Source organism: Pseudomonas sp. LS2P72 (assembly GCF_054897865.1).
The window spans coordinates 4,232,899-4,254,975 of sequence record NZ_CM142708.1; the positions used below are offsets into that span (position 1 = coordinate 4,232,899).

The window sequence follows — 22,077 nt, forward strand, 5'->3', positions numbered from 1 at the left end:
CAAAACTTTTTTGTGCACGGTGGGCGCTACTGCAAATCACCACCCGAAACATTGACCCAGTAACGGCTGTATCGGCTGACGCGAAGGGAAAAACCGCTCTCCAGCGCGGCCAGCGCCAGGTCTGTGTTATCGATGGGAAACGCGCCGGATACCCGTAAATTGGCGATGCGCGGATCACAGCGCAGCACCCCGGCGCGGTAGCGCGAAAGGTCGGCCAACAACTCGGCCAAGGGACGATCGATGGCGATGATACTGCCTCGCTGCCACGCGCCTGCCGAAGCATCGTTGCGCCGTACCGTCCCCAATGAGGTGGAGTTGAAGCCGATAGCCTGACCCGCCTCGAGGCGCACTTTCGATCCACCGCCAGAGGTCACCTCCACCGCTTTCTCAAGCACAGCCACCTCGCCACTCGGACCATGGGACCGGACGATAAAACGCGTCCCCAGCGCCAGTACATCGCAATCGCGGGTGACCACCTTGAAAGGCCGCTGCGAAGGATCGACGGCCGTCGTGACGAGAATCTCGCCCCGCAACAGTTCCAGCACGCGTTGATGATTGTCGAAACGCAGGTTGACCACGGTGTCGGTGTTCAGCAGCAATGAACTGCCATCCGCCAAACGAAACTCTCGGCGCTCACCCACGGCGGTGCGGAAATCGGCCAACAGGTTTTGGGTTGTTTCACTGCGCCATCCTGACCAGCCCAGCGAACCGGCCGACGCCAACACCAATACACTGCGCAAAACCTGGCGACGGGATCGCTCGGCACCCCGCAAGGCCGGCGAAGCCAGCGCGCCCGGCACGCTGCTCATCTGCTCGCCGACGGCGGCCATGCGCTGCCAGGCCTGGCGATGCGCAGGGTCAGCTATCAGCCAGTCGTTCCACGCTGCACGATCCGAATCGGTCGCGACGCCGGACTGCAATCGGGCGTACCACCGGGCGGCGATGCTGATCGCCTTTAACTCGGCGGGCGACAGGCTCATGCCAGCTGCAACCGGATTTGCATCAGGCAGCAATGTTCCATGGCCTTGGCCATGTAACTGTTGACCGTGCGCACGCTGACACCCAGGTGCTCGGCAATTTGCGGGTAGGTCAGGCCATCGAACTGAGACAGGATGAACGCTTGCTTGACCTTCGGCCCCAAGCCTTGCAGCAAACGGTCGATTTCCATCAGGGCCTGAAGCAGGATTGCCTGTTCCTCCAACGAGGGCTGTTGCCATTCGGGCATGGCGGCCAAGGCTTCCAGATAGGACTGCTCCAGCGAGCGCCGACGGAACAGATCGATCAGCAAGCCCTTGGCGATCATTGACAGGTAAGGTCGCGGCTCGCGAATCTCCAGCGCGTTGCGCGCCTTGATCACCCGTACGAAGGTGTCCTGCGCCAGGTCCGCCGCATCGAAGGCATTGCCCAGACGTTTGCGCAGCCAGCCTTTGAGCCAACCGTGATGGTCGCAATACAGATCATTGACGGCGCTGCGCAGGGACAAATCGTTGACGGACATGACAATAGAATAATTCGCGAGTGATAATGACTCGCATTGTCATGTGTGCGGGAGGTGATTTGCAATAGCCACCTCGGCTAAAAAACCACCCTCTCACTCGACGTCTTTGAGCAACTCGAACGTGACTTGATCGGGATAGAACGCCATATAGCCGCGAATCTGATCGACCGACACTTTAGGGTCTTCATAACTCCACGCCGCGTTAGCGCCCTCATGTCCCGGGACTTGCAGACTGAAATAGCTGGCATCGCCCTTGTAGGGGCAATAACTCGTGTGATCGGTGCGGGCAAAGTATTTTTCATCGATGTCCTCCCGCGGTACGTAATACACCGGAGGATAGTTGGCCTCGAGCAACACCAGCGCCCGTGCGGAAGCGGCCACCTGAATGCCGTGAAACTTCACAAGCAGGCAGCCCGGCTGCTCTGCAATGGTGATGACAGGACTAGGACCGGTGCTTTTCATGAAATACGTTCCTCATGACGGTGATGAACCTGTGAGAGCGACGCTTGCCCGAGGTGCGCGGCGCAGCGGCCGCAAAACCTGAGACCACGACTTTCAGGTATAACCCAGATTTTGCACTTACGACGGCTTCGCAGCCGAACGGGACGATGCGGCGTTCCCACGAGTCCCCTCGCCCGCCGCGGCCCGGTGTAAGCGCGTCAGCGGCATAGGCTCCTCTGTGCAATGAATCGCAATGCACTGACTGTACATCCATACAGATAAAGATTGCCCCATTGCTCATCAGCCGCCATTCTGTCCGCCTCTCGACAGTTGATGAGCGATGGTGGTTATGCGGCTGTACCTCTGTGAAAAACCTTCCCAGGCCAAAGACATTGCGGCCGTCCTCGGCGCCAGGCGTCGGGGCGACGGTTGTTGGCTGGGAACGGACGTCACGGTGACCTGGTGCATCGGCCATCTGCTGGAAACTGCGCCGCCGGACGCCTATGACGCGCGTTACAAGCGCTGGGTGCTGGCAGATCTGCCGATCATTCCAGAGAAGTGGAAGATGACCGTCAAACCGCGTACGGCCAGCCAGTACAAAGCGGTGAAGCGGCTGCTCGGCGAGGCCGATGAATTGGTGATCGCCACCGACGCCGACCGTGAGGGCGAGATGATCGCCCGTGAACTGGTGGAGCATTGCCGTTATCGCGGGCCGATCCAGCGGCTATGGCTGTCGGCGCTGGACGATGCGTCGATCCGCAAGGCATTGGCGGCCCTGAAGCCGGGGGCCGAGACCTTCAGCCTTTACCATTCGGCACTCGGGCGCTCGCGGGCCGACTGGCTGATCGGGATGAACATGAGTCGGCTGTTCACACTGCTGGGGCGTCAGTCCGGTTATCAGGGCGTTTTGCCGGTCGGTCGGGTGCAAACGCCGACCCTGCGCCTGGTGGTGGATCGCGACCGCAGCATCGCCGATTTCGTGCCGGTCGCCTATTGGGCCATCGACGTGCAACTGCTGCACGACAGCACCGCGTTCACCGCCCAGTGGCGTGCGGCCTCCGAGGTTTGCGACGATCAGGATCGCTGCCTGAATCAGGCGTTGGCGCAGCAAGCAGCGGCAGCAATAGGCAGTGCGGCGAGTGCCCGGGTGATCAAATTGAGCACCGAGCGGATGCGCGAAGTCGCACCCCTGCCCTTCGATCTAGGCACCTTGCAGGAAGTCTGCTCGAAGAAGCTCGGGCTCGGCGCCCAGGAAACCCTCGACATCGCCCAGGCCCTGTACGAAACCCACAAGGTCATCACCTACCCACGCAGCGACTGCGGTTATCTGCCCGTGAGTCAGCACAGTGAAGCACCGGGCATTCTGGCCGCGCTGAGGCAGGCTGATCCGGTACTGAACGCCTTGAACGACTTCCTGCAGCCTCAGCGCCGCTCACGGGCCTGGAACGACGCCAAAGTCAGCGCTCACCACGGCATCATCCCCACCGCTGCGGCGAAAAACCTCGAACGACTGGCGGGCAAGCAGCGGGCGGTCTACACGCTGATCCGCGCGCGTTACCTGGCACAGTTTCTGCCCAACCATGAATACGACCGGACCCAGGCCGACTTCGACTGCGTCGGTGAAGCCTTGCGTGCTGTCGGCAAGCAGATCGTCGAACCCGGCTGGAAGCGCGCCCTGCCCGAAGCCCTCGCGCCGGCCAAGGGCCGCGAAGCACCGGCGCCGCAAACACTGCCGGCACTGGCCGAAGGACGTGACTGCGCAGTGGCCGACGTCAAGCTCAAGGACCTCTGGACCCAACCGCCCAAACCGTTCACCGAAGGCGATCTGATCAAGGCGATGAAGAACGTCGCCAAACTGGTGGAAGATCCCCTGCTCAAGCAGAAACTCAAGGACACCACCGGCATCGGCACTGAAGCGACCCGCGCCTCGATCATCCAGGGTCTGCTCGACCGAGGTTATCTGATCAAGAACGGCAAGGCCCTGGCCGCCACCCCGGCTGCGTTCAGCTTGATCGATGCGGTGCCGCGTGCCATCGCCGACCCCGGGACCACGGCGATCTGGGAACAGGCGCTGGACATGGTGCAGAGTGGCGAGATGAGCCTGGAAGAATTCGTCACCAAGCAAGCCGCGTGGATGAGCAAACAGGTCGCCCGTTGCGCCGGCCTGAGCCTGACCATCAGCGGACCGGCAAGCCCCGCCGGGCGCGCTGCCACACCGTGGAAAAACAAACGCAAGCCCGCTAAACGAAAGCCCTCGACGGGCACCAAACGCGCGGCAAAACCGGCGAGCAAGGCTTGAGGGCACTTCGATCGAGCCAAAAGGGTCTAGTGTTCTTCAAGTCCAGCGACAACCCCATTTTCTGATAAGGCATCGACCATGATTATCGTGCATCACCTGAACAACTCCCGTTCCCAGCGGATTCTCTGGTTGCTGGAAGAACTGGCCATCCCTCACGAGCTGAAATGCTATCAGCGCGACCCGAAGACCAACCTGGCACCGCCGGAATTGAAAGCGATCAATGCCCTGGGTAAATCACCGGTCATCGAAGACGGCGCGCAGACGCTGATCGAGTCCTCGGCGATCATCGACTACCTGATTCGCCGTCATGGCGACGGTCGCCTGCAACCCGATCCGTCCACCCCTGCCTATGACGAATACGTGCAGTGGCTGCATTTCGCCGAAGGCTCGGCGATGTTGCCGCTGATGTTGAACCTGTACGTGGGGCGTCTCGGTGAAGCCGGAGCGCCGTTGCATCCACGGATCAATTCGGAGGTGGCCAATTACCTGGACTACCTCGACACGGCTCTGAGCCAGTCCGATTACCTGCTGGGCGATGAGTTCAGCGCCGCCGACATCCAGATGAGTTTTATCGGCGAGATCGCCAGAGCCCAGGGCAAGCTCGGCAACTATCCTCATATAGCGGCCTGGATTGAACGCTTTCAGGCTCGTCCGGCCTATCAAGCCGCACTGAAAAAAGGCGGGAAATACGATTTCGCCCCCCACTGAGTGATCACGCCCGGGCCAGGGATGGCCTGCACCTCAGGAGCTATCAACATGCCCTTGATCGAACTGCACGCCGCCCAGCGCGACGAACTGGAAACGATTGAAAACCTGATGCAGTTCTACATGTATGACTACAGCGAGTGGCTGCCGCTGAAGCTCGGTGAGCACGGTTTCTTCAACGCCCTGCCCAAACCGGGTTACTGGCGAAAACCCGCAACCCGGCCGTTTCTGATCAAGGTCGACGGTGAATTGGCCGGCTTCGTGACGGTGGATGATGAAACCCATCTTCACGGCGCCGAGTACAACATCGGCTACTTCTTTGTCAGTCGACGCTTTCGTGGCCAAGGCGTCGCGAAGTTTGTCGTTTCCACCCTCTTGAGCCGGTTCTCCGGTCAATGGCAAATTTTCCACCTCGACGTGAATCAGCCTGCGCAGCGGTTCTGGGCCCGGGTCTTGGCAGATCTCACCCATGGCGAGTTCACCCTGCATCAACTGCCGGTAGACGGTTATCCCTGCACTGTTTACCGATTCCAGACATCGTTGCCAGCGTCCTGACTGGCGCTTTCCCATCTGCTTTTTAATTCCAAACGACTTTGTCCGACAATATGTAGTGACCAAAAATAATCACTACAAAACCGTTGACGCCTCCGATTTGCCCTTGCATGATGCAGACGTCTCCCCGATCGGGAGAACAGGCAACACGTTTGAGCAAGCTCGTCTGACCGCCGAGCTGTTTTTCCCGGATACACGCTGCCCACAAGGCAGATTGAAGAAGCTGACCTGGCCTGAACGTCCAGTACAAGGACGAGAAGCGCTGGCGATCAATCCTCATGAAGCTTGTGGTCGACCCTGAAAACGTCGGCAGTGGCCTGAAGGTTTTCGCTGCTTCTCCTCGTTGTGACGCTATTGCGTAGCAGTTATTCAACACGACTACATGCAACAGACGCGGGACCCCGTCATTTCGGCGGCCGACCGCTGACGTCCTGGTTTCGGTGCCAGGGATCAACTAACCGATGGGCTACCTGTATTAGCGAATCAACTTTGAAAGATCACCAAATGGTCAAGGGGCTTACTATGAATCTGAACAATCAACCCACTATCGATGAACTGGCTCATCTGTTCGCTGCACAGAAAGACAGCCATGACAGCCATATTCTGTGGATCAGCAAGTCGGGCCAGGTGCATATCGACTGCCTGTCGCCTCACGCCCATGAAGCGGAGTTCGACAAGAACAACCAGAACCTGCTCGCCCGACTGAAGATGTACCGTCGCGGCCAAGGCTATGTCGGCAAGAAAGCCGCGGCTGACAAGGACTTCATCGGTAATGTGCTGCATACGCTGAAACAGGCCTGGGCCTCGATGCAGAACCACAACGAAGTTCGGGTGATTGACCGGTTCTACTGATACCTCCACACCCCATCCCTAAAAAGGCCCCGCTCGTCATATCGAGCGGGGCCTTTTTGTTTGTCTCGTGCGCACCAAACAACGCTATCGTTAACCGTGTGCACTGGATCATTGGAGGTTTGTGATGAACATACAACTGACAGGCTTGCTGTTGCTCGTAATGGCCAGTGCTGCCCAGGCAAACAGCATCACCGGCGTTCCGTTGTTCGATGCGGACTGTCCCGGCAAAGTCATCGTCCACGCGGATCAGGACGGACCGGTGTTGATCAACAGCAAGGAAGCCGAGACCAAAGCCATTGACGATCGCCGATTCGAGGCCAAGGGTTCGGGCGTCGTCATCTCGATCCTCCTCTCCGATGACGACTCGGTCACGGTGTCCTCCACGGGCAAGGCGCCCAATGGTGTGTGCCAATTAATAGAAGACTGACGTCGTCGACTCACCCGCAGCCGCACCCAACACCAGCTCCATAAATGCCACCGACGCTGCGCTGTGATAGTTGTTTTTGCGTCGAAGCAGCGCGGCCCCTCTTTTGGGTGACTCCCCCAACAACGGGATTTTGCGCAACGCGCGGTCCTCGGTGGCAATGGGCTCCGGAAGGATGGTGGCGATGGCCGTGTGCCGAATGACTTCCAGCAAGGTGCTCACCGAGTTGACCTCGATCACCACCTTCGGCGTGATCTGCTCCTGGGCAAAGTACTCATCAATGCGGGTGCGGGTAACGAAGTCCGGGGCCAGCAGCGCAAATTCCAGTTGCGCGACCTCTTGCGCGGACAACGCGACCTGGCTTTCGTATAACGGGTGATCGCGCCCCACCATGACGCCCAACGTTTCGGTAAACGCCGGGATCGACTCGATGTCGGCATTTCTGACCTGGGTAAACGCGATAGCGATGTCCAGGGAGTCATCCACCAGACCGGCCTCGATGTCATCCATCGACAGCTCGAAAATCTGCAGATGGATGTTCGGATACCGCGCCACGTAATCACGCACCAGCGGCCCCACCAGGTACGCCATGAACGTTGGGGTCATTGCCAGCCGCAAGGTGCCGCGGGACAAATCCTTTACGTCATGCAGCGCACGTTTGCCTGCCTCCAGTTCCACCAGCACCCGACGAGCACATTCGATGTAGGCCTCTCCCGCATCGGTGGGTTTCACCGTGCGCGAGGTTCGGTCGAACAAGCTCACGCCCAAGGTTTCTTCCAGTTGCCGGATCTGCTGGGACAGGGTCGGCTGCGAAACGTGAAGCGCCTCGGCGGCGCGCGTGAAACCGCCGTGGTCAGCGACCGCGAGCAAATAGCGCAAATGTCGGAGCAGCATGGGGAATCACCATCTATAGGCTGTACTTATGCGCTGCATTGTATATCGGTCTTGGACCCTATGGATCGATCAGCAGAAGATGGCTCCACACCCAAGCAACATCACTCCCGACAGGAGAAACACCATGCAACAGTCCCACGCTTACAAAGATCCAAGCCTGGCCCTGACCACGTCGATCCTCGATGCAAAAGCGCGCAAGAACCTGTCCTGGCAAGACCTGACCGACGGCACCGGCCTCGGTCTGGCCTACGTCACTGCCGCCCTGCTCGGTCAGCACCCGCTGCCGGAAAGCGCCGCCAAAGTGATCGGCGAAAAACTCGACCTGGACGCCGACTCCGTGGCCCGCCTGCAAATCATTCCGCTGCGTGGCAGCCTCTCGGGTGTCCCGACCGACCCGACCATCTACCGCTTCTACGAAATGATCCAGATTTACGGCACCACCCTGAAAGCCCTGGTTCATGAGCAGTTCGGCGACGGCATCATCAGTGCGATCAACTTCAAGCTCGACATCAAGAAAGTCGAAGACCCGGAAGGCGGCTCCCGCGCAGTGATTACCCTCGACGGCAAGTTCCTGCCCCTGCGTCCTTTCTAACATCCGTAGCAGCTGTCGAGCCTGCGAGGCTGTGGCGAGGGGATTTAGCGAAACGTCGCACCGCCCCGTTCGGCGGCGAAGCCGTCGTAATCCATTGGATGCGGAGTGGTTGGAAAAACAGGGGCCGCTTCGCAGCCCAACGGGGATAAATCCCCTCGCCACAGCCTCGCGGGCTCGGCAGCTGCTACAAAATAATCACTCGATTCACGTATGAGGACATCGCTATGAAAGCGCTCATCGAAGGTTTTTTGAAGTTTCAGAAAGAAGCGTTCCCGCAACGGACCGACCTGTTCAAACACCTGGCCACCACCCAGCATCCGGGCACGCTATTCATCACCTGTTCCGACAGCCGTGTCGTGCCGGAACTGCTGACCCAACAAGAACCCGGTGAACTGTTTGTGATCCGCAATGCCGGCAACATCGTGCCCTCTTACAGCCCGCATCCCGGCGGTGTGTCGGCCACGGTCGAATACGCGGTCGCAGTGCTCGGCGTCACCGATATTGTGATCTGCGGGCACTCGGACTGCGGCGCCATGACCGCCGTCGCCAAGTGCAAATGCATGGACCACCTGCCCGCCGTCAGCGGCTGGTTGCAACACGCCGAGTCAGCGAAAGTCATCAACGAATCCCGCCCTCACGCCAATGAAGCGGCGAAGGTCAGTTCAATGGTCCGGGAGAATGTCATCGCGCAACTGGCCAATATCCAGACGCATCCAAGCGTGCGCCTGGCTCAAGAGAAAGGCCTGCTGAATTTGCATGGTTGGGTTTACGACATCGAGACCGGTTCGGTCGACGCACTGGATGCCGACAGCCACCGTTTTGTGGCGCTCGCCGAGTACCCGGACACCTGCGCCCTTCAAGCCCGATCCATAAAAGCAGCCGCCTGAAGTATGTATCCATTGGCAGAGAGCCGATCGACGCAGCGCCCCCGGCTCACGGGAGCGCTGCACTGACATGATCGACCGGGTTATTTATCGTCGATCTTTGTTGACGATTGTGGCCGGGTTTCAGGGGCCTCTTCAGCGTTGGGGGGTTCTGGAATGCTGCCTGGCGTGAACACGTGAGTCAGCAAGTCTTTGGCATCGACTTCGACGACCCCCTGAACCGAACGGGCCAGAGCAACAGCCTGCTCACACTGTTTATGGGTGTTGACTCGGCCGCTCAATGCCACCGTGCCCCCGTGGGTTTTGACATGGATTTGCAGGCCAAGGCTTGATTCAGCCATTGCCAGGGCTGACTTCACCCTGGCAGTAATCCACGTGTCGTGAACGCCCCTTTCCAGATCATGAGAGTATTGCTGAAAGGAATGAAGTTTCATGGTGTAACCCTCTCTCCGTCATCAGGTGCACTGCCCGTCCATTGGCTGTGCAGCCTTGACGCTCAGGCGAGCGTTATGGACACCTGATTCGTTTTGGAGTGCTCGCCACGCCCATACGGACGCACATTAAGTATAGTGCGGCCGTTGACCAGGGTCGTGGCGCTGGATCAGCGTTTGACCGACAGATCCGTCTGGGTCATGCGACTGCGGATCGTGAACACCCCATCGCCCGAGAGAATCGCGCTGCGAGCAAACAGGCGCCCGCTCTCCCAGTTCGAAAGCCCCAGTTCCGGCTTGTTCAGCGCGTACTGTCCGTCGACCCAGCGGGTAATCCCGTTGCCGACAAAAGGTGCGTTGACCGCGCTGTAGAAGCGCTCCTGAGCCGCGGGATCTTCACTGATCAATGACACGGTGAACTGCGGGCTATAGCGATTGAACAACGCGATGGCGCTGTCCAGGTCATCGACGATCTTCAGGCTGACTTCCGGGGTTTCTTCCCATTCCCACTCGCGGCCCAACTGATCCTCGGGCAGCGGTTCGGCCATGGCTTCGGTTTGATAACCTTCGGCGCGGTACACCTCAACGCTGGCGGTTTGCCAATCGGTCGGCAAGTACGGCTCGCTACCTTCGACGATGTGCAATTTACAGCCCTGGCCGCGTGCGGTGCCGGCCTGTTGCAGCGCGTCGAGGAACAACGGCAGCAGTTCCGCGACGCGGTCACGGTGGATCAGGCAGACGTTCATGGTGTTGCAGACTTTGCGGTCTAGCGAGTTGCGCACTACCGCGGCAAAGCGCTGGGCATCGGCGTCCTTGTCGGCGATCAGCCAGGCGCCACCGGTGCCGTGCAGGCTGACGGCGGTGCCGGCCTGTTGGGCGATGCTGCCCAGTTGACTGACGGCACGACCCGAACCACGGGCCACCGCCAGCGACAGGCGTCGGTCGGCGAACATCGCCCAGCCGGCGGCGTGATTGACGCTTTCCACCAGCGACACCGCGCCGGTCGACAACCCAGCGTCACTCAGTGCCGGATTCAGCGCGTGGGTGACAATGGCTTGCGCCGTGCCCAACGCATCGCTGCCAATGCGCAACACCGCGGTGTTACCCGTGCGCAACACACCGGCGGCGTCGGCGAAGACGTTCGGCCGACCTTCGAAGACGAAAGCGACGATGCCCAGCGGCGAGACCACTTGCTCGACTTTCCAGCCGTCATGCTCGATGCAACTGACCACTTTGCCGCGCGTGGCCGACGCATCGCGCCAGGCCCTGAGGCCGGCGATCATGTCGCGACGCATGCGCTCATCCGCCAGAAGCCGCGTGGTGGAGCGTCCGCGAGCCTTGGCCCGCTCGATGTCGGCGAGGTTGGCGGCCTCGATCAAGGCCCAGCAGTCAGGGTTTTCCAGGCGTTGGGCGAAGCGATCAAAAAACTCGCTGATGGCATGATCGGAGACCGCAGACATTGCGCTGAAAGCCGCTTCGGCGCGCTCGATTGCAATGGCCGCCGCTTGCTGGTCGGCCACCGGGATCAGCAACAATTCGCCGCTGACCTGCTCCACCAGCAAATGATCCCCGGGCTGAAAACGCGCGGCCAATTCGGGGCTGACCACAGAGACACGATTCCCGGCGAAAGGGATAGGCGTGCCAGCGACTAGACGTTCGAGCGCAAGAGACATGAAGCGGTTTCACCATGCAGTGGGCGGCCGGAAAATGTATAGGAAAATCCCTGGAGCGTCATTAACCGCACGCCTGGCCGGTGATCGAAAACCCGACGGCCGCGCAGTCGGGTCGAAGCGTTGCCGCGCGGCCCCGGCACCATTGTGTCTAAAACACCGACCAGCCAATCCGCTGACTCAGCAACTCCAGCGCAGCCATGCCCGCGAGGGAGTTGCCGGCGGTGTTCAACTCCGGTGACCAGACGCACACCGTGAATTGCCCCGGCACCACCGCGACAATCCCCCCGCCCACGCCGCTCTTGCCGGGCAAACCGACGCGATAGGCAAAATTGCCGGCTTCATCGTAGAGGCCGCTGGTGGCCATGATCGAGTTGACTTGCTGGGTCTGGCGGGCGGTTAGAATCTGTTCGCCGCTGTGCTTGCAGAAACCGTCATTGGCCAGAAAACAGAACGCCCGCGCCAGATCCACACAGCTCATGCGCAGCGCGCAATGGCTGAAGTAACTGCGCAGTACCGCTTCGACGTCGTTGTGGAAATTGCCGAAAGACTGCATCAGATAAGCCATCGCCGCGTTGCGCGCGCGGTGCTGGTATTCGGACTCGGCGACCTTGCCGTCCACCATGACTTGCGGGTTGCCGGACAGTCGGCGGACAAAGTCGCGCATCGACAGTGCCGGCGCGGCAAAGCGTGACTGGTTGATGTCGCAGATCACCAACGCACCGGCGTTGATGAAGGGATTGCGCGGGCGCCCGCGCTCGAATTCCAGTTGCACCAGCGAATTGAACGGTTGGCCGGAAGGCTCGTGACCCAGGCGTTCCCAAATGGCTTCGCCGGAGTGTCCGATGGCCTGCACCAGGCTGAACACCTTGGAAATACTCTGCACCGAGAACAGCGTATGGGCATCGCCGGCGCAATACAGTTCGCCGTCATTGCCATACACCGCAATGCCCAGCTGATCGGCCGGCACCGTACCGAGGGCGGGAATGTAGTCAGCCACCTTGCCTTGGCCGATCAGAGGACGTATTGCGTCAAGGATCTCGTTCAACAGCGCTTGCATGCCGGGTTCCGAAGTCTCGCCCCATGGGATTGCGGGGACACAGACGCTAGACGCCAGCGGTCGAGGTCGGATCACAGTTTTGTAATGTGCCACCGCCTCTCTGTAGCAGCTGTGGGTTGGCTGAGCAATTTCAGGGTTAGTATCACAGTGTGTACAGCGCCCCTCCCGACACACCCCGCCCCTAAAACCCCACGCCAAAGACACATCGCAGATACACCTGCTTGATGAACTGCGCCTGTCGATTGGCCACGCCGATCAAAGCGCTCATCTCACTCAATGCTACGGAGTATCACCATGTTCAAGCTCTCGACTTCTTCTTTGACCCTCGGCCTGATCATCGCTGGCGGCCTGGCGCTGTCCAACGCGGCTTCAGCCTCCGAGTCCGAGGCGTTCAGCATGAAACAACTGGCCCACGGCTACAGCCAGGTCCAGGCCGACACGGCAGAAAAACCGGCGGAAGGTAAATGTGGCGAAGGTAAATGCGGCGAAGGCAAGTGCGGCGCTGGCGAGTAACCCACTGTGTGGGGCACCGCGATGCCCCACTTCCCTGACTGAACGGAGATCAAGCCATGACCACCTCACTTTCTTCGGCTGTGAAAGGCCTGCACCTGAATCTCGACCGTGCCGGTAGCTGGATCGCGCCGCTGACCCTGCGGGTGTTCCTCGCCTGGGAGTTCTTCGAATCAGGCCTGGAAAAATTCAATGGCGAAAACTGGTTCGCCGATATTCAGGACAGCTTCCTGTTCCCCTTCAACCACGTTCCGGCCACGCTGAACTGGGAACTGTCGATGTGGGCCGAACTGATCTGCGCCCTGGCCATACTGGTCGGTCTGGGAACGCGGATCTCGGCAGTCATTTTGATCGTGGTCACGGTCGTCGCGACCGCCGCCGTTCACTGGCCGGCCGATTGGTCTACATTGAGTGAGCTTGCCCAGGGTTACGCTATCAGCAACAAGGGTCACGGCAACTTCAAACTGCCGCTGATCTACCTCGCGGCCTTTATGCCGCTGTTGCTCTCGGGTGCCGGCAAGCTTAGCCTCGATGCGTTGCTGGCTCGAGTCTTCTGGCGTCGCAATAACCGCTGAAGCGCCAAGGGCTCGATAACGTCAAGAACCCGGCAGCGACGACTTACAGCCCCAAAGGCTTCACCCACTCACATGCGAAGACAGGAGCCACCATGAGCGTGACCACCCAATGGATCGAAATCGACAGCGCCGACGGTAAATTCGGCGCTTACCTGGCCATTCCGCACACCGGCAAAGGCCCGGGGATTGTGCTGATCCAGGAAATCTTCGGCGTGAATGAGCACATCCGCTCGGTCGCCGAACAATACGCCGCCGACGGTTACCTGGTGATTGCACCGGATCTGTTCTGGCGCAGCGGCGCGCGGATCGAACTGGGTTACGACGAGACCGGCTGGAAACGCGCCGTCGAGTTGATGAACGCCACCGACGTCGGCAAGGCACAGACTGACATCGAACTGGCCATCGACGCCTTGAAAGCCCAGCCGGGTCTGGACGGCGGGATCGCCTCGATTGGTTACTGCTTCGGTGGTCTGCTCTCGTACCACACCGCCGCCAATGGGCTGGTGGACGTGGCCATCGCCTATTACGGCGGCGGAATCCAGAATCAGCTGGACCGGGCCGATGAAATCGAAGTGCCGCTGCTGATGCACTTCGGTGAACAGGACAGCCACATCCCGCTGGAAGCCGTGGAGAAAATCGCTGAGCGTTTCGATACCAACGATAACGTCGAAATTGTCGTGTACCCGGAGGCCGAACACGGCTTCAACTGCTCGCATCGCGACAGCTACAACCAACGCGCAGCGGCTGAGGCCCATGGCAATACGTTGATCTTTTTGGGTCAGGAACTCTAAGGCCAGATGTTTTAGCGCCTGTAATGGCCCCATCGCGGGCAAGCCATGCTCCTACAGGTTTTGTGGCGTTCACACATTTTGTGTTCGGCAAAAATCCTGTAGGAGCATGGCTTGCCCGCGATTGGGGCGACACGGTCTCAAGCCGTTTAAATTCTGAGTTCTTCCACGGTATCGGTCACCGCCAATTTCGGATGTGCACTGCGTTCATGCACATGGCTCGTCGGTGTGCGGTCGATCAGCAGGCTCAGCAGTTCCGGGCGGCTGTAGTGACCGCGCGAATCCATCATGCGTTTGCGCTTGTCGATCAGACTCATGTCGAGGTCGACGATCACCTCGCCTTCGCCTTCGGTCAGCGAGCCCTGCACCACACCATCCGGGCTGATGATTGCGGTGAAGCAACCACCGGAAATCGGGCCGATGGGGCAACCCGTGTCGGCGATGATTTGTGCCTGTTGCTCAGGGTTCAGCCAGGCCGTGGAGTTGACCACAAAGCAGGCTGCCTCCAATGCATGCTGGCGGATGCTGACTTCCATTTGTGAAGCAAACAACGGCCCCGCAAACGATCCTGGGTACATCGCCGCATGGATCTGTTCGCCATCGGCCATCAAGGCGTAACGGGCCAGCGGATTGAAATGCTCCCAACACGCCAGTTGACCGATGCGCCCTACCGCGCTGTCGGTGGCGCGCAGGCCCGAGCCGTCGCCCATGCCCCAGATCATGCGCTCGTGATAGGTCGGGGAAATCTTGCGCCGATGCTGAATCAAGGTGCCGTCGGCATCGAACAACAACTGTGTGTTGTACAGCGTTCCGCCGTCACGTTCGTTAACGCCGATTGAAACCACCATGCCAACCTGTCTGGCGGCGGCGCCGATGGCCTCGGTGGCCGCCGAAGGGACAGTGACGGCCTGATCCAGCAGTTTGAGGTGTTCAGCCGCCATTTCGAAAGGCGACTGAACGAATGAGAAGTACGGGTAGTAAGGCACGATGGTTTCCGGGAACACGGCGAATTGCACGCCCTGCTCGCCAAGTTCAAGAATCTTCTGCACCACTTTGTCGACGGTGCCTTCACGGCTGTAAAGAACGGGGCTGATTTGTACGGCGGCGGCTTTGACGAGGGTCATGACGGTGATCTCATTGAGGGAATGGACTTCAACGAGATCAAAATTACGCCAATAATATTTAGACCGAAATGTCGAATACACCACCTTTTAGGACGCACCGCTTCTGTAGGAGCACGGCTTGCCGGTGATGGCGATTCCGAAGACGCCATCGCTGGCAAGCCATGCTCCTACAGAGCGTAGGCATCACCCGCGATTGGCGCGTTGAATGACCTGCGGTGGCTGGCCAAATGCTCGGATAAACGCCCGACGCATCCGCTCCCGATCGCCAAAACCGGTATCGGTCGCCACCACGTCGATAGGGGGCCGACCGGTTTCCATCATCAGACGCGCCGCTTCCACCCGCAGGTTTTCGATAGCCTTGGCCGGTGATTGACCGGTTTCGGCATGGAATACGCGACTGAACTGCCGAGGGCTGAGGTTGGCGGCGCTGGCCAGTTCCTCGACCGACAGCGCGGACTTCAGGTTCTGCTTGGCATAGGCCAACGCGGCCTGGATGCGATCGGTCTTGGGCTCCAGTTCGAGCATCACCGAAAACTGCGACTGCCCTCCCGCGCGCCGGTGGTACACAACCAATTGCCGGGCCACGCGCCGCGCCACCTCCGCGCCCAGGTCGTTTTCAACCAGCGCCAACGCCAGATCGACGCAGGCGCTCATGCCCGCAGCCGTCCAGATGTTGCCGTCATTGATGAAGATACGGTCTTCCTCGACCTTCACCTTCGGGTACGCCTTCTGCAGCGCCGGTGCATGGCACCAGTGTGTGGTCGCGCGTCGACCGTCCAGCAAACCGGCCTCCGCCAGCGCAATCGCGCCGGTGCAGATCGAACCCAGACGCCGGGTGGCATGGCTGGCGTTGCGCAAAAACGCCACCATGCCCGGCGATACCGGACGGATCAGGTTGTCGCCCAGCACCAGCAGCGTGTCGAACGAGCGCTGGTCGAAGGCCGTGGTTTCCACGCCAAACCCGGCGGAGGTCTGCACCGTACCGCCGCCCTCGGACAGCACGGCAATGGTGTACGCCGGTTCGTCGGTGGCCATGTTGGCCAACTCGAATGTGGCGCACATGGCCAGGCCCAACACCTGAAACCCGGGGTAAACGATGAGTCCGATGGTGTGCATGGTGGCGGGCTCTTCTGGCCTTAAAGGAGGCACACCTGAGTTAACAGCCACTGACGTTGCATCGCAAAATGATCGTCATTACATTTTTGGGTGCTGTCGGTGACCGGCATCGACGGCTCGGCCATTGTCGATGCGCTGAACTCGGCCAAGTTCTAGCAGCAACGGGTATTGCATTTTCCACGGCCGAAGCGGGCTTCCTGACGCTCACGGAAAAACGCCGAATAGCTCATGACCGGCTCGCCGGGATGATTGAGCGCCATTTGCGCAACGTAGTTGTCGTAATCGGGTACACCGACCATTAAACGCGCGCTCTGACTGAAGAACTTCGCGACATGCTGCAGTTTGCTGTACATGGCAATTCTCTCTATGTGTATGGGGCTGGCCCATGAAAGCGCACCGATGTATCTGCACTGTGTCAGCGCCGGGGCGCTTTGTATCTTCAAGTATCCAACGCCGGGATGCTCAGTACAGGCTCGTTCTCACGCTGCGCTGAAAGCACAAGGGTCAATACTCGGCGAACTGCGGCAACCCATCCTTCGTCATGACTTTTGCCCGCGTTCGAAAAGCCGAGGCGTGGAGTTTGCGGCACATCGAGCAATGGCAGTTGAGGACATCGGTCAGTTCACCGTGGATCTGGTAGGTGATTTGGCCGCAGAGGCAGCTTCCGTGGTGTGTCATTGGGTTTCTCCCTGGGTGTATCGGATAGGGGCTTCGGCCTGAGAGGAATAGTGCAGAAGGTTTGAGTTTGATGCGCACTGGCTCAGGAGACATTAACTGGCAGGTTTCAGCCAATGTTGAGTCATCAAAGGACACAGCCATCGTAAATGAGTAGCTATGCTTGATGTGTTGCCAGCCCCTGGCAGCCACATCGTGAAAGGAGGCATTCGAGATGCAACTCATCACGTTGAAAATCGACAAACCCGAAGCAACGAACTTCATTTTGGGACAGACGCACTTCATCAAGTCCGTCGAAGATATCCACGAGGCGTTGGTCAATGCCGTGCCAGGTATCCGCTTTGGCGTGGCCTTTTGTGAAGCTTCCGGTAAATGCCTGGTGCGTTGGTCTGGCACCGACACCGCCATGATCGAACTGGCCCGGAGCAATGCCCAAGCCATCGGCGCCGGCCATAGCTTCATCATTTTCCTCGACGATGGCTTCTATCCCGTTAACGTGTTGAACGCCGTCAAAATGGTCCCGGAGGTGTGCCGCATTTTTTGTGCAACGGCCAATCCGACAGAGGTAATTCTCGCCGAGACGGACCAAGGGCGAGCCATTCTGGGCGTGGTGGACGGCTACTGTGCCCGTGGCATTGAAGGCGAGGAAGACATCCTGTGGCGCAAGAACCTGTTGCGGCAGATCGGCTACAAACTTTGAGCACCTTCCGTATTCGGCACATTCACTTGTGCGCTAGCCCGAACCGCATTCGGCTTCACTTGTGCGCTACAAGCCCGAACCGCGCTCAAGGCGTCATCGAGTTCCGATGGCCTACCGGTCTGGGGCACGCCCCCGGCACTTTGTCTGACACCTTGAAACGGAAACGCCAGCATGAGCACCTTGCAACTTCACCCTGCACTGGACAATGGTATCCAAACAGAAAGGCCTGCTCCCCGCCGCCTGATTGATCGGTCGCCGCGGTTTCCTTTCCGGACCGCGGCTCGGGTAGATAACGGCCAATTCTGCCTCTCACGACTGAATGAAGTCGCCGATGAGAATAACGATGCATTCCTTATTGGTTACTTATGTTCCCGTGAACATTTTTACCTGCTTGTGCAGCAGAAATCGGGAAGAAGTCTAATATTGAATTGCCTTAGATCGGTACATCCCATATTTGCGTAATGATGCGAAGGATCATTGGCATGCAGGCGGCTTTGGAGCCAGCACCGGGACCGGTGCTGACTAAATAGATTCAAAACTGGAGGGAACCATGAGCAATCTCATCGCCAGCGGCGAACCACCTGAAGCCGTCCGCCTCATGGTCAAGGTTTACGCTTACTTGCTGCTCGCAGGATTTGCGTTTGTTCCGGCCTATCTGATTGGCTACTTATACGTCTTTCAAGACCCCACTCTTATTTTCGAAAACCACCTGTTCCATATCTTTGCGATCACGGCAGCCACCTTGGCGGGCCTGTTTGTGACTTACGTCACGTGGCGCTGCTATCAATCATCGGGAGATCCGCTGCTGCGATGGATGACGCTTGGTTTTCTCGGTTTTGTACTGATCTACGCATTGCATGGTGCGTTCACCGGGCAAGCACACCACAACATCTGGCTCTTTCTGCTGTATGGACCAGCCTCTCGACTGGTCATGTCGATTCTGCTGTTAGTCGGAATGCTGTCGTACCACCGCCCACCTGATGCCGCGGACCAACGAAACAAGGTCCGCCCGTGGTTGATCTGGATAGGACTGTTCCTGCTGGTTGATGTGGTGGTGGCGTACGTCGCGAATTCACCGATCGCCGGCAATCTCGCGGTGCGCCTCTCGATGGAAGGTGGTGCCCTCATTCTTTCCGCATTGACCGTGGCAATACTCCTGCTGCGCCGTATCCGTTCGCCGCTGATGATGATTTTTGTCGTCTCGGTCACCGCGTTCGCGCTGTCATCGCTTGCCTTCATCCTTGCACGCCCGTGGAACCACATGTGGTGGCTCGCTCATGCGATCTTCGCCGGAGGATTCTTCATGTTGAGCTATGGGGTCGTGCAAGCGTTCCTCACCACGCGGTCGTTCTCGAAGATCTACAGCCAAGAGGAGTTGATGGTGCGTCTTGCCGAAGCGATGGCATATACCGAGAGCGCCCTGCAGGAACTCCAGCGCACTAATCAAGAACTCGGGCACCTTGCGGCCACCGATCCATTGACGGGTGCTGATAACCGGCGTCGGTTCATGGAGCGGCTCGAAGTCGAAATGGGACGGACCAAGCGCGGCGGTGAGCCGTTCTCCGTGTTGGCACTCGATCTGGATAATTTCAAGTCCATCAACGATCGCTTCGGGCATCAGGTTGGCGACGACATCCTGAAAGATTTCGTAGAAAAATGCCTCGATTCGATCCGGCCGTATGACGGCGTAGCCCGCGTGGGTGGGGAAGAATTCATGATTCTGCTACCTCAGACTTCACTTGAAGGCGCGCACGTCATCGCTGAGCGTCTGCGAAACACCGTTGCAAACAATTCTTTTCATGGTCTGCAGCGGTTAACCGCGGTCACAGTGAGCATCGGCGTATCGCAATCCGGCCACGACGGCGACACCATCGAGGCCATTCTGCGTACAGCCGATCAACGCCTGTATCACGCTAAACACGAAGGTCGTAACCGTGTAGTCACGACCATCAAAACCAGCCTCCAATCTATGTGAAAGCGTCGGCACCGATACCCGGCGTTGCCCATCGCAACAGGCAGCAATCGGCCAGAAGCGGACGGTGAATGGGTCAAATGGATTTCATTTTCGATTTGATAGCTCATCGTATTGGCGTTTTTGTGCTGAGATTGCTGAGTGGCGGCCGTTTCAAGGGAAAGAGTGGTTTTGCCTGGGGTTGGGCAGTTGCCGTCGGCGGTCTGATTCTGCTCTCTCCATTCGCAGCTTTCATAGCCTTGCTCATCTATACCAGTGGCCAGTGAACTGATGTCTGCTATGGACCGGCGGACAAGCTGCTGGCATGTCGGCATACGCTGTTTGATTTGAGCTTCTGGCGGCAACCGATGGCAATACCTACCGGGATATCTCAACACGCGCCCTCAAAAACCCCCGCCCCAGTCGTTGAGGCGCTCTTTGCGAGTCATTTAATAGCGAATCCATTCACTGATCCGCAGACCCCGTAACGGCGAAAATGTTGCAGGGCACTTGATACAGAACATGCTCCGTCGTACTGCCCACCCATTTGCCCAGTCCTTTGCGATGCGCATTTCCCATGACGATCACATCGGCCCGGTGATGCGCTGCAAAGTCGGCCAGCGCTTTGCCGGGCGGCCCTTCAACGAAGTGTTGCCGCTCAGTGGGCACGCCATAGCGGTCAGCCAATGCGATAAATGACTTTTGCAGTGACTTGCGTACTTCGCTGTTGAAACCTGGCATCGTCACCGCACCAGCGCCTGCGTCGGATATATGTGTCCGTGATAGGTCGTAGGCATGCAGCAGATGCAGTTCCGCGCTGCATTGCATGGACAATCCGTTCGCCGCCTCGATGATGCGGTCGTTGATGTCCGAGATCTGAGTCTCGGGTTGTGACGGATCGACTGCCGCCACTACCACCCGCGGAAGTGGACACCTGACTTCGCTGACCAGATGCACCGCCACCGGACATTCGCGCAATAGATGCCAATCCAGAGGCGTAATGAAAACGCGTTTGAGCGCTGACTCGTGTTGCACGTCCTTGATAACCAGATCCGGCTGCATTGCTGCCACATGCCGAAGTATTTCTTGCAGCGCGGTTCGCGTAACAAGCACTTCGGTACTCAGCATGACCCCGCGTGCGCGTATTAGATCGGCTTCATCCTTCAACCATTTTTCGTTCTCTTGCTGACAGGCCTCACGAAAACGTGCACCCGCGCTCTTCAAACCCAAGAGGTTGGAATCTTCGATAAACACCGTGATGTGCAGCGCTGCGCCAGTGGCTTCGGCAATGGCGACAGCGCGCTCCAACGCCGGTGTATGACGCATGCCTGGACCTGCTATCAGAAAGAGTCGTTGATATTGGCTCATGTAACACCTCCAAACGTTCCGGGATATCTAGCTCCCCCAGCGCTCTCGCCTGTCACACCACCGACGATTTACTATCGCCTCAACTATCTGGATCGACACTATCAATATACGCCTGGATTCCCGAGTTTGAAGCCATAGGCGTTGAGGATGCGAAGACCTCGCTCATGCGAACCTCCCTACTTCGCCGACCCGCCACGCGGCTTGTAAAAAAGAAACCTCGAAGTCTCGGTGGTCTTGATGTATTTCCTGGCCCAAGCGGGTTTTACATTCCGGTCGTGGAAATACAGCGCGCCGTGGGTTCGGTCGTTCAGTTGCCTGTTGAGCGCCTTGCGCGCGATTTCCTTGGCAATCGCGTATTGGGTTTCTTCCTGGACCTGATCCGGGCGTCCGTCACACCACCACGAAAACTGACAATTTCTGGTTTCAGAACCCTGCTTGACCACGGCACATACCGTGTCCGGAAAGCCCTCATGGCCCAGGCGATTCATGACGACGCTGGCGACGGCTTCCATGTTGGCGGGTGATTTGCCTTTGGCTTCCCAATAGATGGAGCGGGACATACAGGTGATTGCATCGTCCAGCGGCGACGCTCCGGCGGGATCGACTGCCTGAACTTCAGAGTTGGTGATGGCTTCGGACCTGGGCACCGGTACATCGGTGCCCTTCTCCGCAGCTTTATGCTCAAGGACCTCGGCTTTGTCCTCAGCCGCTTCCTTTTTTTGCTCTTGCTCGGACGCTATAGCCTGGCCGGCGAAAAGGGTTATTACCAAGCAGATGGCTATCCAGACAACTCGCATGATCGCCCCTTCGGACAGAACCGGAAGCACGCCACACTGGCGACTTTGCTTGATTGTAGTTGCCAGAATTCATTCCAACAGACGGGCAAAAAAACAGTCTTGGGGTGTGAAAAGTCATTGCGCTCGCGGGGGTGAAATCGCGCATCATGGGCGCAGTCAGCTCAAGGGGAT

At 58.8% G+C, this 22,077-nt stretch carries 26 protein-coding genes; 13 read left to right on the forward strand and 13 right to left on the reverse strand.

Features of this window, described 5'->3' with window-relative positions; all coding sequences use genetic code 11:
- Positions 1-26: 26 nt before the first annotated feature.
- The 3 genes from ACYZUA_RS19230 to ACYZUA_RS19240 all read right to left on the reverse strand — a co-directional run bounded on the left by ACYZUA_RS19230 (position 27) and on the right by ACYZUA_RS19240 (position 1,960).
- The gene (locus ACYZUA_RS19230; protein ID WP_461960162.1) at positions 27-980 is read right to left on the reverse strand and encodes a FecR domain-containing protein; all 954 of its coding nucleotides are present in this window, start codon (positions 978-980) and stop codon (positions 27-29) included.
- Complete coding sequence (locus ACYZUA_RS19235; protein ID WP_461960163.1) at positions 977-1,498, reverse strand: sigma-70 family RNA polymerase sigma factor; 522 nt, start codon at positions 1,496-1,498, stop codon at positions 977-979. The genes ACYZUA_RS19230 and ACYZUA_RS19235 overlap by 4 nt, the downstream gene beginning before the upstream one ends.
- Positions 1,499-1,591: 93 nt before the next feature.
- Complete coding sequence (locus ACYZUA_RS19240; RefSeq protein WP_461960164.1) at positions 1,592-1,960, reverse strand: DUF427 domain-containing protein; 369 nt, start codon at positions 1,958-1,960, stop codon at positions 1,592-1,594.
- A gap of 328 nt (positions 1,961-2,288) precedes the next feature.
- Here ACYZUA_RS19240 and ACYZUA_RS19245 point away from each other — a divergent pair, with 328 nt between their 5' ends.
- From ACYZUA_RS19245 to ACYZUA_RS19265, 5 genes are all read left to right on the forward strand, one after another.
- Positions 2,289-4,238 (forward strand): DNA topoisomerase III, encoded by a 1,950-nt coding sequence (locus ACYZUA_RS19245; protein WP_461960165.1) that lies wholly within the window; start codon positions 2,289-2,291, stop codon positions 4,236-4,238.
- A 78-nt stretch (positions 4,239-4,316) separates the two neighbouring features.
- Entirely contained in the window at positions 4,317-4,946 is a 630-nt protein-coding gene (locus tag ACYZUA_RS19250; protein WP_461960166.1) for a glutathione S-transferase family protein, read from the forward strand.
- A gap of 48 nt (positions 4,947-4,994) precedes the next feature.
- Positions 4,995-5,498: a GNAT family N-acetyltransferase gene (locus ACYZUA_RS19255; RefSeq protein ID WP_461960167.1), complete on the forward strand. Its 504-nt coding sequence runs from the start codon at positions 4,995-4,997 to the stop codon at positions 5,496-5,498.
- Between the two features lie 519 nt (positions 5,499-6,017).
- Complete coding sequence (locus ACYZUA_RS19260) at positions 6,018-6,347, forward strand: hypothetical protein (RefSeq protein ID WP_461960168.1); 330 nt, start codon at positions 6,018-6,020, stop codon at positions 6,345-6,347.
- A gap of 124 nt (positions 6,348-6,471) precedes the next feature.
- Entirely contained in the window at positions 6,472-6,774 is a 303-nt protein-coding gene (locus ACYZUA_RS19265; RefSeq protein ID WP_461960169.1) for a hypothetical protein, read from the forward strand.
- On the opposite strand, the gene cynR is transcribed toward ACYZUA_RS19265, so the two are convergent.
- Positions 6,760-7,665, reverse strand: a complete 906-nt coding sequence (cynR, locus tag ACYZUA_RS19270; RefSeq protein ID WP_461960170.1) for a transcriptional regulator CynR — start codon at positions 7,663-7,665, stop codon at positions 6,760-6,762. The genes ACYZUA_RS19265 and cynR overlap by 15 nt on opposite strands.
- 124 nt (positions 7,666-7,789) lie before the next feature.
- On the opposite strand from cynR, the gene cynS reads away from it, so the two are divergent.
- A complete protein-coding gene (cynS, locus tag ACYZUA_RS19275; RefSeq protein WP_461960171.1) occupies positions 7,790-8,257 on the forward strand; it encodes a cyanase in 468 nt (155 codons plus the stop codon).
- 224 nt (positions 8,258-8,481) lie between these two features.
- Positions 8,482-9,144, forward strand: a complete 663-nt coding sequence (locus tag ACYZUA_RS19280; protein WP_461960172.1) for a carbonic anhydrase — start codon at positions 8,482-8,484, stop codon at positions 9,142-9,144.
- A gap of 80 nt (positions 9,145-9,224) precedes the next feature.
- On the opposite strand, the gene ACYZUA_RS19285 is transcribed toward ACYZUA_RS19280, so the two are convergent.
- The 3 genes from ACYZUA_RS19285 to glsB all read right to left on the reverse strand — a co-directional run bounded on the left by ACYZUA_RS19285 (position 9,225) and on the right by glsB (position 12,302).
- Positions 9,225-9,575, reverse strand: a complete 351-nt coding sequence (locus ACYZUA_RS19285) for a BON domain-containing protein (protein ID WP_461960173.1) — start codon at positions 9,573-9,575, stop codon at positions 9,225-9,227.
- Between the two features lie 167 nt (positions 9,576-9,742).
- Positions 9,743-11,245, reverse strand: coding sequence for an aldehyde dehydrogenase family protein (locus ACYZUA_RS19290; RefSeq protein ID WP_461960174.1), 1,503 nt, complete (start codon positions 11,243-11,245; stop codon positions 9,743-9,745).
- Between the two features lie 148 nt (positions 11,246-11,393).
- Complete coding sequence (glsB, locus tag ACYZUA_RS19295; protein ID WP_461960175.1) at positions 11,394-12,302, reverse strand: glutaminase B; 909 nt, start codon at positions 12,300-12,302, stop codon at positions 11,394-11,396.
- 294 nt (positions 12,303-12,596) lie between these two features.
- Here glsB and ACYZUA_RS19300 point away from each other — a divergent pair, with 294 nt between their 5' ends.
- From ACYZUA_RS19300 to ACYZUA_RS19310, 3 genes are all read left to right on the forward strand, one after another.
- The gene (locus tag ACYZUA_RS19300; protein ID WP_461960176.1) at positions 12,597-12,815 is read left to right on the forward strand and encodes an HvfA family oxazolone/thioamide-modified RiPP metallophore; all 219 of its coding nucleotides are present in this window, start codon (positions 12,597-12,599) and stop codon (positions 12,813-12,815) included.
- A gap of 56 nt (positions 12,816-12,871) precedes the next feature.
- On the forward strand, positions 12,872-13,387 hold the full coding sequence (locus tag ACYZUA_RS19305; RefSeq protein WP_461960177.1) for an HvfX family Cu-binding RiPP maturation protein: 516 nt from the start codon (positions 12,872-12,874) through the stop codon (positions 13,385-13,387).
- A gap of 92 nt (positions 13,388-13,479) precedes the next feature.
- Entirely contained in the window at positions 13,480-14,178 is a 699-nt protein-coding gene (locus ACYZUA_RS19310) for a dienelactone hydrolase family protein (protein ID WP_461960178.1), read from the forward strand.
- A gap of 146 nt (positions 14,179-14,324) precedes the next feature.
- Here ACYZUA_RS19310 and ACYZUA_RS19315 read toward each other — a convergent pair whose 3' ends face one another.
- The 4 genes from ACYZUA_RS19315 to ACYZUA_RS19330 all read right to left on the reverse strand — a co-directional run bounded on the left by ACYZUA_RS19315 (position 14,325) and on the right by ACYZUA_RS19330 (position 17,093).
- Complete coding sequence (locus ACYZUA_RS19315; RefSeq protein WP_461960179.1) at positions 14,325-15,299, reverse strand: nitrilase-related carbon-nitrogen hydrolase; 975 nt, start codon at positions 15,297-15,299, stop codon at positions 14,325-14,327.
- Between the two features lie 183 nt (positions 15,300-15,482).
- A complete protein-coding gene (locus tag ACYZUA_RS19320; protein WP_461960180.1) occupies positions 15,483-16,415 on the reverse strand; it encodes a GlxA family transcriptional regulator in 933 nt (310 codons plus the stop codon).
- A gap of 152 nt (positions 16,416-16,567) precedes the next feature.
- A complete protein-coding gene (locus ACYZUA_RS19325) occupies positions 16,568-16,768 on the reverse strand; it encodes a YbdD/YjiX family protein (RefSeq protein ID WP_461960181.1) in 201 nt (66 codons plus the stop codon).
- A gap of 151 nt (positions 16,769-16,919) precedes the next feature.
- Positions 16,920-17,093 carry a GFA family protein gene (locus ACYZUA_RS19330; RefSeq protein WP_461960182.1) on the reverse strand — a complete coding sequence of 58 codons (174 nt, stop codon included), beginning with the start codon at positions 17,091-17,093 and terminating at the stop codon, positions 16,920-16,922.
- 211 nt (positions 17,094-17,304) lie between these two features.
- Here ACYZUA_RS19330 and ACYZUA_RS19335 point away from each other — a divergent pair, with 211 nt between their 5' ends.
- The 3 genes from ACYZUA_RS19335 (at position 17,305) to ACYZUA_RS19345 (ending at position 20,028) form a co-directional block, all read left to right on the forward strand.
- On the forward strand, positions 17,305-17,790 hold the full coding sequence (locus tag ACYZUA_RS19335; protein WP_283180548.1) for an adenosine-specific kinase: 486 nt from the start codon (positions 17,305-17,307) through the stop codon (positions 17,788-17,790).
- A gap of 550 nt (positions 17,791-18,340) precedes the next feature.
- Positions 18,341-19,765, forward strand: coding sequence for a sensor domain-containing diguanylate cyclase (locus tag ACYZUA_RS19340; RefSeq protein ID WP_461960183.1), 1,425 nt, complete (start codon positions 18,341-18,343; stop codon positions 19,763-19,765).
- A 77-nt stretch (positions 19,766-19,842) separates the two neighbouring features.
- On the forward strand, positions 19,843-20,028 hold the full coding sequence (locus tag ACYZUA_RS19345) for a hypothetical protein (protein ID WP_461960184.1): 186 nt from the start codon (positions 19,843-19,845) through the stop codon (positions 20,026-20,028).
- Between the two features lie 178 nt (positions 20,029-20,206).
- On the opposite strand, the gene ACYZUA_RS19350 is transcribed toward ACYZUA_RS19345, so the two are convergent.
- Together ACYZUA_RS19350 and ACYZUA_RS19355 are read right to left on the reverse strand one after the other, a co-directional pair.
- Positions 20,207-21,109 (reverse strand): universal stress protein, encoded by a 903-nt coding sequence (locus ACYZUA_RS19350; protein WP_461960185.1) that lies wholly within the window; start codon positions 21,107-21,109, stop codon positions 20,207-20,209.
- A gap of 176 nt (positions 21,110-21,285) precedes the next feature.
- Complete coding sequence (locus ACYZUA_RS19355) at positions 21,286-21,906, reverse strand: cell wall hydrolase (protein WP_461960186.1); 621 nt, start codon at positions 21,904-21,906, stop codon at positions 21,286-21,288.
- Positions 21,907-22,077 lie beyond the last annotated feature (171 nt).